Source organism: Siphonobacter aquaeclarae, from assembly GCF_900103285.1.
GTDB lineage: Bacteria > Bacteroidota > Bacteroidia > Cytophagales > Spirosomataceae > Siphonobacter > Siphonobacter aquaeclarae.
Genome location: NZ_FNGS01000002.1, coordinates 21197 through 36578 on the forward strand (window position 1 = coordinate 21197; position 15382 = coordinate 36578).

The following is a 15382-nucleotide window of genomic DNA, read 5'->3' on the forward strand; positions in this document are numbered from 1 at the left end:
TTCCATTTTACATGGTTTCAATCGATGCTGGTAGTTGTACATGGAGCGGCTGTGTTACTGCCTGACGATGGCAATCCGCGCTTGTTTCAGGTAATCCGGACCGGCAATCGTCAGCAGATAGATACCGGAGCTCAGCTGTTTGGGAATCCGCACGAAGTTTGCCGAGCCATTTTCCATTTGCATATCGGACTGAAACCGAAGCTCTCCATTGGCACTGTGAAGGGATACGCTGGCCGTCCCGCTCCGGAAGTTTCCGGTCATTCGGATCGTAACGTAACCATTCGCAGACGGGTTTGGAAATACGTCAAGACGATTTTTTCCATCAACGTCAATCACTGGCTCCACCAGACCATATCCCGCTTTTCTGGCGCCTGAAAAACAAGCGGAATCCTGATACTCATACGCACCTATATCCGGGATACCGAAGGGCGAATTGCCTTCAAAGTCTGTCACAAAACCCACGGATATACCCGCGTTGATACCGGGAGAATTACACGGGATTTTAAAATCAGACGGAACGGATAAGGTCCCTGTCGCATTCACAAAGAGCGGATTCGCAGCAATGGAGTTTGTATCCTGTCCGGTAGCTGTTCTCCATTGAGTCAATGTATAGATACTCGTCGTTCCCCCCTCGTATACCTGCTTAATCGTCTTGGCCGTATCTGCGTTGAAGTGAATATTATTTTTGAAGATACCGAGCGGCACGGTCGACGATAACGTCCGGGTAATAAAATACGTAAGCTGGCTGGGGCCGGCATTGGAATAGATATTGTTGTAAAAAGTATTGTCATGAACCTGATTCAGGCTTCTTTCATGAATCCGGACCGAACATAGTGACGTATTGTGAACGACATTATTCACGATCAGGTTATTATGCGCTTTGTGGAGCTTAATTCCATTGGCCGCATTCACGACTATGTTTCCGGCGACATTCGCGCCATTCGTCGATTCATCCAGGTAAATTCCGACGGCGCTGGATTGCGTTCCCGGAGTACCTGACCAGTTCCCGCGGGTATCTTTCACAACGTTGTTCTTTATCCACAGGTTAGTATGATTCGAACCGGTATAGATTCCACCTCCGTCGTTCATCAGCAGCATGCAGTTGGAGATTGTGTTGTTCTTTACCGTCATATTCTGAGAATCATTTCCGATAAAAAAACCGGAGAATACCGTACTGTCCAGCTCATTTCCCGATACCTCCACGTTTTTCCCATAGAATATCATTCCGAATGCCAGTTTAGGTGAAACCAGATCGACAACCCGGCTTACCTTGTTGTTTTTAATTTCGGAAGTATCTACCGTTGCTACCCGGATACCATCCTTGATCGTATTGGTCACCACGTTGTTATTGACATAGAGGTGATGCCGGGAGTTGGGAGGGTATACATCCGCGTGAATCCCGCGTTCCTTTGAATTGGCAATCGTATTGTTTTCGACCCGGACATAACTATTGTTGTAGATATGAATACCGCTCAATCCCGGGTTCCGGATACTTAATTGACGAATGTTCAGGTATTGGCGTCCGTACGTAATATCGATCCCATAGGACCGGGTCGTTCCTTCAATGAGGTGGTTGGTCACAGTGTCGCCCGGGGCGACGTACAAATACACCTTGCCGCCGGTATAGAACCACTCGCCGGGACTGTCAACTTCTTCGAGTTTACCTTCCATATAGAAGCCAAAATTCGTCTTGATCGCCTCAATCGTAGCAGTAGACCAGACCATCGTATTGCCGCTGTTGGAAGTGATCACTTTGGGTTCTATCTGCCAATCGGCCGAGTGAATAACCGCCGTGGCGCCTGCCCAATAATCCGTGGGCTGCGTGATACTGGTACTGGTGAGCCGCAGCTTGTCGGCAGAATTAGCCGTTATCGTCTGCCATCCGGAATTGGGCCATCTGGCATAGGTCTGCCGCTTTCCATCGATAAACAATTGCGTGACGGTCGATGCAACGTTGGCGACGTAAATATTTCCGCTATACAGCGACCATCCCGTAATCACATCTGCGCCATTAATCTCCGGCAGATTCCCGCTTCCATACGACCCGAAAACAATCGGACTCGCCAGCGATCCCGACCAGTTGATTGTCAATTGTTCACGCCAGATGTCCCCTTTTCTGAAGAGAACGCTATCGCCCGCAACGTACGAAAGCGTCGCAACTTTTGCTATTGTTTTCCAGGGTGTAGCCGGATTCTGGGCCTGGGTTGACGTGTATGCGTCACTTCCCAGCGAAGAGGAAACGTAGATCGTTTTCGAAAGGCAGGTCGTACTCCATGCCAGGAGAACTACCGTCCAGAGGCTGATTTTTTGCATGATCGCTTTGGATTACAGGATGGAATGGCCCGGCTATCGGAAGTAACAGGACGTGAAGGGTCGGGTCGACCTGCCGGCCGACCTTTCTTCTGTCTCTGACTTTTACTACCAGCCTGGATTTTGTTTGAGCAGGTTATTCACGCCCAGTTCCCGGTTTGGAACGGGCAACAGGAGATTTTTGTCGCTGATATTATTCAACCCGATAAAAAGAACGCCCGGTGCGGCATTGGCTTTTCCGTAAACGGAGAGCTCCTGCATTTTAGAGAGAAATATTCCCCACCGTTTCAGGTCCGCTAACCGGCGCCCTTCCGTGGAAAGCTCGCGCACGCGCTCGTCCTGAATCGCTTTCAGAAATTTGTCTTTGGCCCCCGTTTGATCCGGCTTCAAGTCGGCGTCACCGGCGCTGGTTAAAACAGCAGTTGCTTTCGCGTCCTTTCCTCCTCCTCCGGTGATTTCAATGGCCGGAATACCGGTGTATTGTTTCCCGACATCCGTCAGGCTGATACCGGAAATGGAACCGTCCTTGCCGATAATTGCGGTCGCCTGCGCGCCGGCACCTCCCCCGCCGTTGATGGTGACCAATACCGGGTTGGTCTGCGAGGCGCTGTAGCCCGATCCCCCGTTGGTAACGGTGATTGTTTTGATCGATTCAGCGACCGAATTTGCCCCGTTCAGGTACTTTCCGTAGCCTCTTCGCCGGATCTGGTTTACGTAGTCAATTGCCGTTTGCGTCGGGCCGTTGTTCACTTCATTTGCCGCTTCCGCATACATAAGCAACACGTCCGAGTACCGCAGCAGCGGCACATTAATCGGTGTATTTCCCAGGGTTTTCGGAGATTCCGTCGTCAGTGTTCTCCGCCATTTACCGGCGTTCATGTTCCAGGGATTGGTATTCGGGACAATCGTCAATGTGGCGGAATAACTGAAATTCGCGCAGCTCCAGTCCCGCCGCAGGTCAAAAGACGGTTTGATCGCCAGAGAGCTGTTTGCGTTGACTTCAAAAAGGTCATAAGCCCATTTCGTATACCGGCCGACGGCTGCACTCCGACCGCTTGCGATAACCGTATTGGCAATTCCGAAAAGGTATCCCAGCCCCTGCCCTGCGTCGTTATATCCGCCGGTGGCGTTTCCCCACATTTCGACTTCCCAGATACTTTCCTTTATGTCGTATTTGTCCGTGCAATAGTTGATGAAAATCTGACTGTAATCCGGATTCAGCGAATGCTCTTTCGAATCAATTACTTTCTGACACCAGTTCAGCGCCTCTTTGAATTTGCTTTCATCCCGCAACGGATATCCGGCCATTGAAAGGCATACCCGCGCGAGAATTCCCTGAACGGCGGTCCGGGTAACTTTTCCGCCGTAGCCCAGCGACGTCGCCGTCTGGTTCTGGAGCAATCCTTCCGCCGTCGTCATATCGGCAATGATCTGCTCGTATACTTTCTGCTGCGGCGCCCGCGCGATGGCGGTATTGACAACGGAACTATTGGGTTCGAGTTTCAAAGGCACATCGCCGAAATTCGTAACCAGCAGAAAGTAAAAATAGGCTCTCAGAAACAGCGCTTCTCCACGGATCGTATTTCTCCGGGACTCCGATATTTCCCGGGGCTTGTTGATATTGGCGAGCAGCAGATTGGCCCGTTCGATCCCGTAGTACAGATTCGCCCAGAACGAGTCCACATTGGGATCCGACGCGTTGTAATTATACAAGGCTACGGGTCCGTAATTTGACGCGTTGTGGTAGGTCTCGTCGTTTTCAACGGTCAGCCAGTAGCTTAGGTTCGACCCGTAAATCTTGTCGTCTCCCAGCCGGTCATAGACGCCGTTCAGGGCCGTCTGCAACTCTGCTTCGGTGTTGTAATAGTTCTCCGCCGTGATGAAATCCGTCGGACGGACTTCCAGAAACTGCCTGCATGACGTCAGGCAACCCATCGTCCACAGAACAAGAAAAAATGTATTCGCTTTCATAAAATTGATACGGTAGAGGTTTGATCAGAACGCAACGTTTATGCCGGCTGTCACGGTCATCGCGCGTGGATACGGGGCATAGTCAAAGCCGGGTGTCAGCGCCGATTGGGCAACCGATACTTCCGGATCGAAGCCGGTGTATTTTGTCCACGTGAACACATTCTGCGCCGATGCATAGGCCCTCAGTCTGCTGATGCCGATCGGGCGCAGGATTTTCTCGGAAAAGTTGTAGCCGAGGGATATTGTCTTCAGCCGCAGAAATGATCCGTCTTCAATCAACCGGGTTGAGTAAAACGGAACACCTTCACCACCGCTCCGGAAATTCCGGCTGGTCTGATTCTCATTGCTCCACCGGTCTTCGTAGCTGGCGAACTGGTTCAGGCTCGTTGAGGCGCGGATATTCCCTTCGAAAAAGAGGCGGTTACTGTTGATGATATTATTCCCGTACACCCATTGAAAAAAGACACTCAAATCAAACCGCCGGAAGGACAGCGTATTGGTAAAACCGCCGATATGTTTCGGCAAACCGCGTCCGATAACGGTATTGTCGTCAGAGGTAATATTCATATCGCCGTTGCGGTCCTGGTACTTGATATCTCCCGGTTGTATCGACGTTCTGGCCTTTCCGTTTGCGGGAACGCCGTCTTTCAGCACGTAGGTACCATCCGCCTGCTGATTGAAATCACTGTACTGGTATACGCCTTCCCAAATCAGCCCGTTCATTTGCCCGATCGGCTGGCCAACCCTAGCGATATAAGGGTACAGCGTCGGGTAAATTTGTGCGACGCTGCTCAGCAGGGTATTTTGTCCGTTTGCCAGCGACAACAGCTTATTGGTATTGAAACTGATGTTGAAGTTGGCAGACCAGCTGAAGTTTCTGCGCTTGAGAATAGCGGACTTCACCGAGATCTCCAGGCCTTTGTTTTCGGTACTTCCGACGTTGACAAACGCACTGCTGACGCCTGTTGTATACGGCATCTGCGCGTTCAGAAGCAAGTGACTGGTTTTCTTCCGGTAGTAGTCAATACTCAGGTTAATCCGCTGATTCAACAGGCCAAGGTCGAGGCCAACGTCCAGCTGGGTCGTGCTTTCCCACATCAGATCCGGGTTTCCGATTGTCTTAATCGCAGTCCCCAGCGACGGAGTAGCATTGTTGTAGGAGTATCCATTGCCAAGGCCGAAATTCAGCTGCGTTAAATAGGCGAAATTGTCGATCTGATTATTGCCCGTAACGCCGTATCCTGCACGGATTTTGGCCTCGCTGACGGAGCGGATGTTCTTCATGAAATTCTCCTGATCGATATTCCAGGCAACAGCGGCAGAAGGAAAATAACCCCATTGTTTCTTTTGAGAGAATTTGGAGGAACCGTCGCTTCGGATGGAAGCAGTTATCAGGTATTTGGAACGAAAGTCATAATTGATTCTTCCGAGAAAGGAGGCCAGTTTCCAGGCACTGCTCGTGGAAGTCGCGGAGATGGATGTTGACTCATCCAAACCGTCAAGCCCCAGGCTCTCATTCGGCACCAGCGATGCATAAAATCCCCGGTTTGACATCCGGTTTCCCTGCGCAGTAATCCCGGCTAATACCACCAGGTTGTGGTCTTTCGCGAAGGTATTGGTGTAGGTAAGCGTGTTCTCATTCAGCCAGGTATTGCTGGAGTTGTTGTATATCCAGCCGTTTACCTGCGCAGGCATCAATGTATTCCCGAGGTTGGTACGGGAGTTATTGAAAGCCTCCGTCCGGTAGGTACTCCGCGACTCACCGCCTGTAATTTTCAGCTTCCATTTATCGGAAATTGCATATTCCAGGTAGGCATTGTAAAGCAGGTTATCGTTGCTGTTCTGCCGGAGAATATTTTTCGCATTGACCAGCGGATTGACGCTGCTGTTATCGGAAGACAGCGACAGCGGATCAAAAAGATCATTCAGCAGATCTACGTCCGAATTCCCCGTAACCGGCCGGTATCCCCAGATATTATACATCGATGAAGACGACGGCTGGCTGCGCGTAATACTCGACGGAATATCGCCATATCCGAGCGAGTTGGAATAATTCAGGTTGATTCCCGCCTTGAGTTTGGCATTGATCGTCTGGTCGATAACTACTCTTCCCTGATTCCGCTTGAAACCCGTGTTAATCAGTATCCCGTCCTGTCTGAAAATATTCCCCGAAACGGAATAGGTCGTCTTGTCATTCCCTCCCCGCAGGGAGATCGAATGATTCTGCATCGGCGCTGTTCTGAAAATCTCATCCTGAAAATTCAGTCCTTTTATCTTCTTGTAATCATCCAGGGTAAGGTTCGGTCCGGTCAGGTAAACCTGTGTCGGATCAAACGTAGAAGCCTTCGCTTTCGCCAGCTCAATCTGGTACTTGACGAAATTGTAGGGATCCATCAACGGGATTGTTTTCGTCGCCTGCTGAATCCCGTAATACGCGTCGTAATTGATCTGAAGATTTCCGCGCTTACCCCGCTTTGTCGTCACAATGATGACGCCGTTGGCGCCACGTGCGCCGTAGATGGCCGTAGCCGACGCGTCCTTCAGCACAGTGATCGATTCAATGTCGGAGGGGTTTATGGTATTGAAGTCGAGATCAGCAATCGGGAATCCGTCCACGACATACAGCGGCGCATTCGACTGCGTCACGGAATTCCCGCCCCGGATGACAATATTGTTATTGGAACCCGGCTGGCCATCGCCACTCGAGACCATAACGCCTGCTACCCGACCGGCCAGCGCGTCGTCAAAGGATTTGACCGGCGCTTTTTCCATCTCGGCCATCGCTACCTGGCCAACCGCGCCGGTCAGGTCTTTCCGGGTCGATTTCCCGTAGCCAATTACTACTACTTCATCCAGGGCCTTCTCGTCCGCTTTCAATACGATCTGGATCTGCGTTCGATTACCCGTATTTACTTCCTGGCTTTGATAACCGACGGAGCTGACAACCAACACAACCGGCGTCCCCGCAACCTGTAGTTTGAAGTTTCCGTTAACATCGGTCATGGTTCCGCTTCGCGTACCTTTTACCAGGATGTTTGCGCCGATAACCGGCTGCCCCTGTTCGTTCAGGACGGATCCTGAGATCGATATGTCAATCGCCCGCCCGTATCCGGAGTGGTGCGGTATCGTTGACAGTAAAAAACACAACAGGATCAACTTTGGAATCAGCCGGTGATGCTCCCGTTTAGGTGGGAAAATGCCTGTCAAATACGTCCGAAACGGAATGGTATTGACACAGTTGTCCTGTCCTCCTGAAATAGAGAATAGCTTCATTGTTTAGAGAGACGTTGATTTGTAACTTACTTTCCTCAGGAATTCCAATGCAATTCAAGACCTGCAGGTAAAAGTCCCATGCAAACGGCTTTTTACCCGCAGTTACAGTTGAAACAGCGCAGCTTTATCAGCGGCTGCGAAACCAGTTGGCCAACGCCGATCCCGTGACATTCTGCAAGGGACCGAAAATGGCAGAGGCAAGTCCGACAGTTGCTACTTTTCCCATTTGAAGCGCCAGTCCGGTCGCCACGCCGCCGTTTTGCATTCCGACTTCAAACGCGATGGTTCTCCTGTCTTTCTCTGGCAGACCGAATAACCGGGCGGCAAAGTACCCGACACAAAATCCGGTGAGATTATGCAACAGGCAGGAGAGTATCAGCAGGCCGCCAACCTGTATCAGGTTTTCCCGGCCGGAAGCCGTAATAATCACGGTATTGATAAGGATACCGAGCATGGCAATCAGGGAAAGGCTCTGTTCGACGGTCTGGCGGGACAGTCGGAAGACCTGTCTGAAAAGCAATGCTACTCCCATCGGCAACAGGTAAAACCAGGACATTGAATTTGCCAACTCTCCCCAAAAGCTACTACTGCCCTGGCCGGGAATAATACACATGGCAAAGTCCGTTGCGACGATAATCGCTGCAAATACAATCAGCTGTGTCAGCTTTTCCCTTCCGGAAACATTTCCGTAAAAAAACAGATTAAAAATAAAGCCGGCTACGATGGGAATGATGATCATATTTGTAATATCAATCATCATATGAGCTGTATTGATTAGAATATATTGCCCGGCAAGTCCTTTCATTAAAAAGGGCGTCAGAACAGGAGACAAAATCGTTGAACAGGCGCCGATAGTCACCGCCAGCGCAAGATTCGCGCCGGACAGGTAAGACATTACATTGGAAGCCATTGCACTCGAAACGCAACCGATCAGAATAACACCTCCGGCAATTTCACTGGGAAAGCTAAAAACATTGGACAATGCGAAGCCAACCAGTGGCATGATCGTAAAATGGCAGCTGACTCCAACAAGTACTCCTTTCGGCATTTTCACAACGCCTTTGAAATCTTCAAAGCTCATGTGAGAACCCATTCCGAACATGGTCAATTGCACAAACGGAACAATCAGTTTTTTCAATTGAAAATTTCCGAAAGAGAAGAAATAGGAAGGGTACAGCATGGCTATACTGACCGCTGCAAGGATCAGAACTGTATAGGAAAATCCTTTCAACAACGAAAATCCGCGAAAGGAAATCGCCAGCAATACCAGCGCAGCAACCAAAAGTAAATTCAGGTTGCTTTTACTATCAGTCAGGCAGACTACTATGCCGGCAATCAACAGCAAAAAGGAAAGTACCAATGTAATGCGGAAAAAGTTTTTCATAGCGCAGTAACCATTAGACGATTGAAGACGCTGATTTTACCTTTGGATACTCGTTGCAGAGGAAAAATTCCCGCTGCTCGTCTTCGTCAATTACAGGAAAGCGAACGCCGTAGTCTACCAGAAACACATTATCGTTCATATCATCGCAAACGCTGGAAATCTCAGCGCTGAGCGTATATCCGACGCCATCCACCTGCCAGCCGGTGCCCTCCTCTCCCCAGAACTGGTGGATGGTCCGGGGATGAATCGTTACACTTTCTCCCGGTCGCAACCGAATGATCTCGCCCGGCCCTATCCGGCGAGAACAACCGTCTACCTGGGTTACAAATGTCTCATTCGACGGGTTTCCCTCGGCGTCTGCACGGGTCAATTGAACGAGTACATTACCCCCGGCCCGACAGATTATATCCTCCCGCTTGGACAAGTGAAAATGAGCAGGAGCCCGTTGATTTTCAGGATCAATCAACCATTTTTCCGCATACTGTTTGGGGTACCCCGGCTGGCTCATTCGTCCGTTCCGGACCGTAAAGAGCGTTCTTCCGATATTGTGAAAATCCCGGCTGCCGAAATCCGTCACATCCCAGCCTAGTAAACAGTCCCTTATTTCATCATATTCAGGCCCTGCCTCAAGCCATTGCTCAACCGACCAATGGGCAAATTCCGGAAGGGATACCCCGAAATGTTTCATAACTGTCTTCGCGGTTCGGACACTCGCATTGATTGTTGAGCGTTTCAGCTGCATTGTTTATTTCATTAAAAATTAACGCCGTATTCCGTAGTTTTTTTCCGTTATTCTCCCATCATCTTATCAAAAAACCGGCCGGAACTTGTTGATAAAATCTGTTAGTCAAACGAAAATACTATTCTTTTAAAAAGAGAATAATTTTACCGAACAGGAGAATTTCAAGCTTGCTCCTTTTCCAATAAGTATTTTCACGGATCAGCGGGATGGAAAGGTATGTTTTGAGTCCGGCAGAGGAATAGCCGGGGTTTCTTGTACTTCTGTTCGAAAGTATAGAACGCAGAAGGGATTTCAAAAGGGGAATTGTCTTATTCGGAGATGATACTATAAAAAAACGTTTCCGGAAACGTTCTCGGAAGCTGCGAAAGATTACCGGATCGGTTTGCAGAAATATATGCTATATTACATTAAGGGAACATATCATCAGCCACTCAAGTAAGCACAAGTACTCAATTTTCGTTTATTGCCAGAAGAATGCGGGATTCGGCTCGTATTTTTAAACGGAATCTCCGACACCTATGAGTTCAAGAAAGAGTAAACAGCCTACTATTTGGGACATTGCAATAAAGTTGAATGTCTCTATATCCACTGTCTCCCGGGCGTTGCGGAATGCGGGAGATATTAACCCCGAAACCAAGAAGGCCGTACTGGAAATGGCCGAAAAACTGGACTACCAACCCAATGCGATTGCATCCAGTCTGCGAAAAAGCAAGACGAGCGTTATCGGCGTCATGGTTCCAGAATTTATACACCCTTATTTTCCGCGGGTAATACTGGGAATTCAGGAGATTGCCAATGCAATGGACTACAAGGTCATTGTCATGCAGTCGAATGAATCCTACGAAATAGAAAAGCAGAATATTCAGGCCATGTTTGCCCTGCGGGTAGACGGACTTATCATGGCTGTTTCAAGAGAAACAACGGATTTTGAACACATCCGGTCCATCCAGAAAAAGGGAATTCCAATCGTTTTTTTTAACAGAGTCAGCGACGAATTAGTCGGGTCGAAAGTGGTAGTCGACGACTACAGAGGCGCTTTTCTGGCCGTTGAACACCTTATTCTCACAGGCTGCAAACGAATTGCACACCTCGCCGGACCCGATAAGCTTACCATGTCCATCAACCGGAGAAACGGCTACCTGGATGCGCTTCGTACCCACGGAATTGCGGCAGACGGGCGCCTGATTATGCACAGCGACTTTGTTGAAGGAAGGGCAAGAACCTACATGCAGGAATTGCTAAACAATCCTGACCGGCCCGACGGCGTATTTGCTGTCAACGACCCGACGGCTATCGAAGCGCTGATATGCCTGAAAGACAATGACGTCCGGATTCCGGATGAAATTTCGTTGATTACGTTTTCCAATGCCCCGCATAGTTCGTTTGTCTCCCCGTCTCTTACTTCCGTTGTTCAACCGCTGGAAAATATAGGCCTCGTCGCTGTTCAGTTGCTGCTTCGGCAAATCGATGAAGGACAGTATTTCACTCCCGAAACCGTTACGCTGGATACGGAGTTAGTCGTCAGAAAATCCACCAGAAACCTCGCTGACTGAGTCCGGTTTTCCCCGAAACGAGCTGGTCATGGCCCAGAATGAAAAACCTGTCCAGATCCGCGGTTGCCTGCCGCCGGCAATCGTTTTCAGACGAGTCTATTCCGCCTGCGTTTCCGGTGCATACGCCAATGGAAACGTGATGGCTGCTGAAAAACAATAGTCGCGGCTGCTCAGAACAAACGCCGCCTGATGCGCAGCAAGTATCTCCTGGCAAAGCCACAGTCCTATGCCTGCACCGGCCTGAAGGGCGCTTTCGCGGTGAAAAGGCAATGTCAGGTTTGCGGTATCCATAACGCGCTGCTCTGTCTGGTTTTCAATGCGGATATTCATGCGCTGGCCGTCGGAAATCTTCCCGACAAAGCACGTCACTACTCCACTCTCTCTCCCATATTTGATGGCGTTTTCCAGCAGATTAATGAGAACGAGCCTGATTTTCTCGCGATCGGCGCACAGGCTGAAATCGTCTGTATTGTGATCGAAAACCAGGTTAAATTCCATGTTTCTAACGGAAGCCAGCGGCTTAAGCTGCCGGAAAACCCGCAGGCATAGTTCGGACAAATCGAACCATTCGCTGTTCAATAGCAGCTTGTCCGCTTTGATCTGGCTGATGATCAGGAACTCATGAACGACGTTTTGCAGCCGGTTAATTTCCTGCAACTGACTGGAAAGCAGTTCCCGGAATTCCTCCGAAACGGTCGGCTTTTTCAGGTTTACTTCAATCTCGGTGCGCATTACGGCCAGCGGCGTTTTGAGCTCATGCGAGGCCGATGCGAAAAAGTTCTGCTGCTGCTGCAAGCCTGCGTCAATCCGGCTGAGCATCTGGTTGATCGTTTCGGCGAGTTCCTGCAGTTCGTCATTGCTTTGGTTGACAGGGACGCGTTCCCTCAACTGCCCCGCGTTGATATTCCGCGTGGTAGCGATGATCCGCTGAACGGGACGTAACAAGAGGCCGGCCATCCAATACGAAATAACGCCCGAAACCAGCACGCTGAGCAACGTAGACAAAAGCAACAAAAACAGCAGGTATTGCAGCGTAGCCCGCAGGGCGTCTCCGCTTACCGCGAGCATCAGTTCGGCGGGGTTTTCGGGATTGTCGCTCGCGACATAGGCGACGCGGAGATTTCCGATATCCCGCACGCCCTGTCCGGCAGGCACCGGAATCCGGTGTATCTCACCCGGCGATTCGAACAGGATGGTGTTCGACCCATCGCGCTGGCGCACGAATACCCGCATGGCGGCATTCTTGTCCGGCAACGGAATAATGACCGGATTGACTTCTGTCTTGTCGAGCAGCGACCGGGCCCGGGAAAGCAGATACAGGTCGTTATCACCAATGATCAGCTGCCGGATCCGGTGGTAGCAATACAGATTCAGCGCGATGCTCAGGAACGCAAAAACCAGGCTGAAAGCCAGCGTGATTTTCAAGCGGATACCCGGGTTTCTGCTCAGCATCTTTTCTATTTTGATGGTGCTTTGATCATGTACCCGCTGCCGATGACTGTGTGGATCAGGGGCACGTCGAAATCTTTATCAATCTTTCTGCGCAGCTGGTACAAGTGCACCTCGATTACGTTACTTCCCGGATCGAAATTCATATCCCAGACCTTTTCCAGTATCCGGGCTTTGGTTACTACCCGGTTGGCGTTGCTGACCAGCAGTTCCAGTAAGGAAAACTCGCGGTTGCTGAGCGGTATTTTCCGCCCGTCACGGCTGACTTCGCGGCTGAGCAAGTCCATTTCAAGGTCTTCGAATGTCAGCTTCGACGCGGGTTGGCCGGTTGTTCTCCGCTGCGCCGTACGCACCCGCGCGAGCAGTTCGTCCAGTTCGAAGGGTTTTCTCAGGTAATCGATGGCGCCCAGATCCAGCCCTTTGATGACCGTTTCGGTATCGGCAAGGGCGCTCAGAATGATCACCGGAGTCTCCTGACCAAAGCGGCGGAGATTATCCAGGAAATCGAAGCCGTTCATGGACGGCAGCATCAGATCCAGCAGGATCAGGTCATAGGTATTGACCATCGCCGCTTCGAGTCCTTTCGCTCCGTCTGTCAGATGGTCGCAAACATGCCCGGCCTGAACCAGTCCGGCGCAGATAAAACCGCCGAGTTTCTGCTCGTCTTCCACAACCAGTATCTTCATCGGATTGTAAAGGTTTTGTTGTTGATGGTGATGCTGATGACGATGTAGACTTTGTCCCGGTCGCTGTTGACAAAGCCCTGGTCGTCAGACCGGTTCACCGCCAGCAGGGTACACTGACGGGCATTTTTGATTAATGCCTGAATATCCTCCACCTGTTCAGGCTTGAAATGGAAAAGCCTGCCCGGTACTTTCAGGGCCGCTATCCCGCCGTAGCCGTCTGTGATGACTTCCGGGTTGCTAATGTTAAAAACCTCCGCCCGCTGTCCCGGCGGGATTCGCGGTGGCGGAGGAAGCTGATCGACATCAACGACCTGTCCGGTATTCAGGTTGGTAATGCGGTGCAGGCGGTAGACAATGGCTTCGTCGTTGGGCTGTGTATCATAAGCGATTTCGACGTTGTCTCCTGCCTGTGCGACGCCGGTCACGGCGCTTGCGGTATGTGGCCGAAACTCGAACGTGAGCATACCCTGGCCGGCTTTTTCGATCTGCAACCGATTGATATCCAGGTGGACGTTGTCGGCGAATCCGTTTACTTTTCCGGTGACGGTTTTCAGCATCTCCGGTGTGGCAGGTCCCCGCTCCGGCCCCGGTGGCCCGGGCGGCGGCCCCGGCGGTCCCATTCTCACCAGCAAAACGGCGATTATCACCAGCAGCACAAGAATGCAGCCGATCAGCAGGGTCGTGACTGCAGGTTGATTCCGGTCTTTAACAGGCGGCATATGACATGAATGGCTAGTTTCCCGCGGGACAGGTTCTCCGTAAATGTAATCAGATCAGCAAAACGGCCAGCGCCGCACAGAGCGCGGGCAACATCACAACGACGCCCAGCAACAGAAACTGTCCGGCCGTAACATGCAGTTTGTTCCGCTTCAATTCCGCTAGCCATAAAACCGTCGCCAGCGAACCGGTTACCGACAGATTCGGCCCGAGGTCAATTCCGATGAGCAGGCTGCTGTGAACAATGGCAGGCAGGCCGCCGGCGGCTCCCGCTACCACAAGCCCGGCAGGCAAATTATTGACCAGGTTGGATCCGAAAGCGGTGCCAAGCCCGCTCAGCCAGGCAGTTGCCACGGGGGCTTTGCCGGCGCTTGCCGCCAGCCCGTTGTGGAGCGCCTGCACCAAACCGGTTTCACTCAGCGCCTCGACCAGCACAAACAGTCCGCCCACCAGTGGCAAAATGCCCCAGGAGATGCTCCGGATCAGGGCGAAGGGACCTCTCCGGCCGGCGACGAGCACCGCCGCCGAGGCAAAAGCCCCGGCAACAGCAGTAGGCCACCCCAACTGCCAATCCATCGCCGAAGCGCCGATCAGGGCCAGCGCTGTCAGGACAACACCGGACAGGGCGATCCGTCCGCCGCGCGACAGGCGTTCCGCCGGAATATCGGTGGCGACCGGTTCGCGCAGCGCCTTCCGCTGCGTCCATAGCAATGCCAGGAACGTAACCAGGATCGCCGCAAAAGACGGCAGCAGGTACATACTGAGCCAGCTCGACAGAGGCGGCACGCGGCTGGCGTACATCACCAGGTTAGCCGGGTTGGAAATGGGCAGGACAAACGACGCCGCGTTGGCGACAAACGCGCAAATGTACAGGTAAGGCATCGGACGCCGCACACTCGCCCTGCGGGTGACGGCCGCTACTGCCGGAGTCAGTACGATAGCGGTAGCATCGTTGGACAGGAATGTCGTCACGACGATACCTACCAGGTAAATCAGCGCAAAGAGGCGCACACCCGACCCGGCAGCAAAACCCGCCGCATGTCCGGCCAGCCAGTCGAACACCCCTTCTCCCCTCGCTGTTTCGGCCAACAGCATCATCCCGGTCAGAAACAGGTAAACGTCTGTACCCTTGTTTATTCCCGCCGCGACCGTCTGCATGCCGATCAGCCGGAAAGTCAGCAGGGCTACTACGCCGGCCAGAGCCCAGACGAACTCAGGTACGCCAAACGGCCGCGTGATCACCCCGGCAACCGCCGCAAATGCAATCAGGTAAATCAAAAAAACAGGACTCATGCGA

Annotated in this window: 10 protein-coding genes; 1 reads left to right on the forward strand and 9 read right to left on the reverse strand. The window is 51.6% G+C overall.

The genetic code is table 11. The features are described from left to right. Window positions 1–54: 54 nt before the first annotated feature. The 5 genes from BLR09_RS03600 to BLR09_RS03620 form a co-directional block, all read right to left on the reverse strand. Window positions 55–2313: a right-handed parallel beta-helix repeat-containing protein gene (locus BLR09_RS03600; RefSeq protein ID WP_093197925.1), complete on the reverse strand. Its 2259-nt coding sequence runs from the start codon at window positions 2311–2313 to the stop codon at window positions 55–57. 105 nt (window positions 2314–2418) lie between these two features. After that, window positions 2419–4281, reverse strand: coding sequence for a RagB/SusD family nutrient uptake outer membrane protein (locus BLR09_RS03605; RefSeq protein WP_093197928.1), 1863 nt, complete (start codon window positions 4279–4281; stop codon window positions 2419–2421). Window positions 4282–4305: 24 nt separating this feature from the next. Beyond that, window positions 4306–7554, reverse strand: coding sequence for a SusC/RagA family TonB-linked outer membrane protein (locus BLR09_RS03610; RefSeq protein ID WP_093197931.1), 3249 nt, complete (start codon window positions 7552–7554; stop codon window positions 4306–4308). Window positions 7555–7681: 127 nt separating this feature from the next. Then, on the reverse strand, window positions 7682–8938 hold the full coding sequence (locus BLR09_RS03615; RefSeq protein ID WP_093197934.1) for a bile acid:sodium symporter family protein: 1257 nt from the start codon (window positions 8936–8938) through the stop codon (window positions 7682–7684). Between the two features lie 13 nt (window positions 8939–8951). After that, window positions 8952–9680 (reverse strand): D-lyxose/D-mannose family sugar isomerase, encoded by a 729-nt coding sequence (locus tag BLR09_RS03620; protein ID WP_093197938.1) that lies wholly within the window; start codon window positions 9678–9680, stop codon window positions 8952–8954. Between the two features lie 518 nt (window positions 9681–10198). Between BLR09_RS03620 and BLR09_RS03625 the strand changes: the two genes are divergently transcribed. Next, the gene (locus tag BLR09_RS03625) at window positions 10199–11233 is read left to right on the forward strand and encodes a LacI family DNA-binding transcriptional regulator (protein ID WP_093197940.1); all 1035 of its coding nucleotides are present in this window, start codon (window positions 10199–10201) and stop codon (window positions 11231–11233) included. Between the two features lie 96 nt (window positions 11234–11329). Here BLR09_RS03625 and BLR09_RS03630 read toward each other — a convergent pair whose 3' ends face one another. From BLR09_RS03630 to BLR09_RS03645, 4 genes are read right to left on the reverse strand one after another with little or no spacing between them, the layout of a single operon-like run. Next, window positions 11330–12685 carry a HAMP domain-containing sensor histidine kinase gene (locus BLR09_RS03630; protein ID WP_093197943.1) on the reverse strand — a complete coding sequence of 452 codons (1356 nt, stop codon included), beginning with the start codon at window positions 12683–12685 and terminating at the stop codon, window positions 11330–11332. A gap of 5 nt (window positions 12686–12690) precedes the next feature. Beyond that, window positions 12691–13368, reverse strand: coding sequence for a response regulator (locus BLR09_RS03635; RefSeq protein WP_093197945.1), 678 nt, complete (start codon window positions 13366–13368; stop codon window positions 12691–12693). After that, window positions 13365–14087, reverse strand: coding sequence for a hypothetical protein (locus BLR09_RS03640; RefSeq protein WP_093197948.1), 723 nt, complete (start codon window positions 14085–14087; stop codon window positions 13365–13367). The genes BLR09_RS03635 and BLR09_RS03640 overlap by 4 nt, the downstream gene beginning before the upstream one ends. Window positions 14088–14136: 49 nt before the next feature. Then, window positions 14137–15378 (reverse strand): SLC13 family permease, encoded by a 1242-nt coding sequence (locus BLR09_RS03645; RefSeq protein ID WP_093197950.1) that lies wholly within the window; start codon window positions 15376–15378, stop codon window positions 14137–14139. Between the last annotated feature and the right edge of the window lie 4 nt (window positions 15379–15382).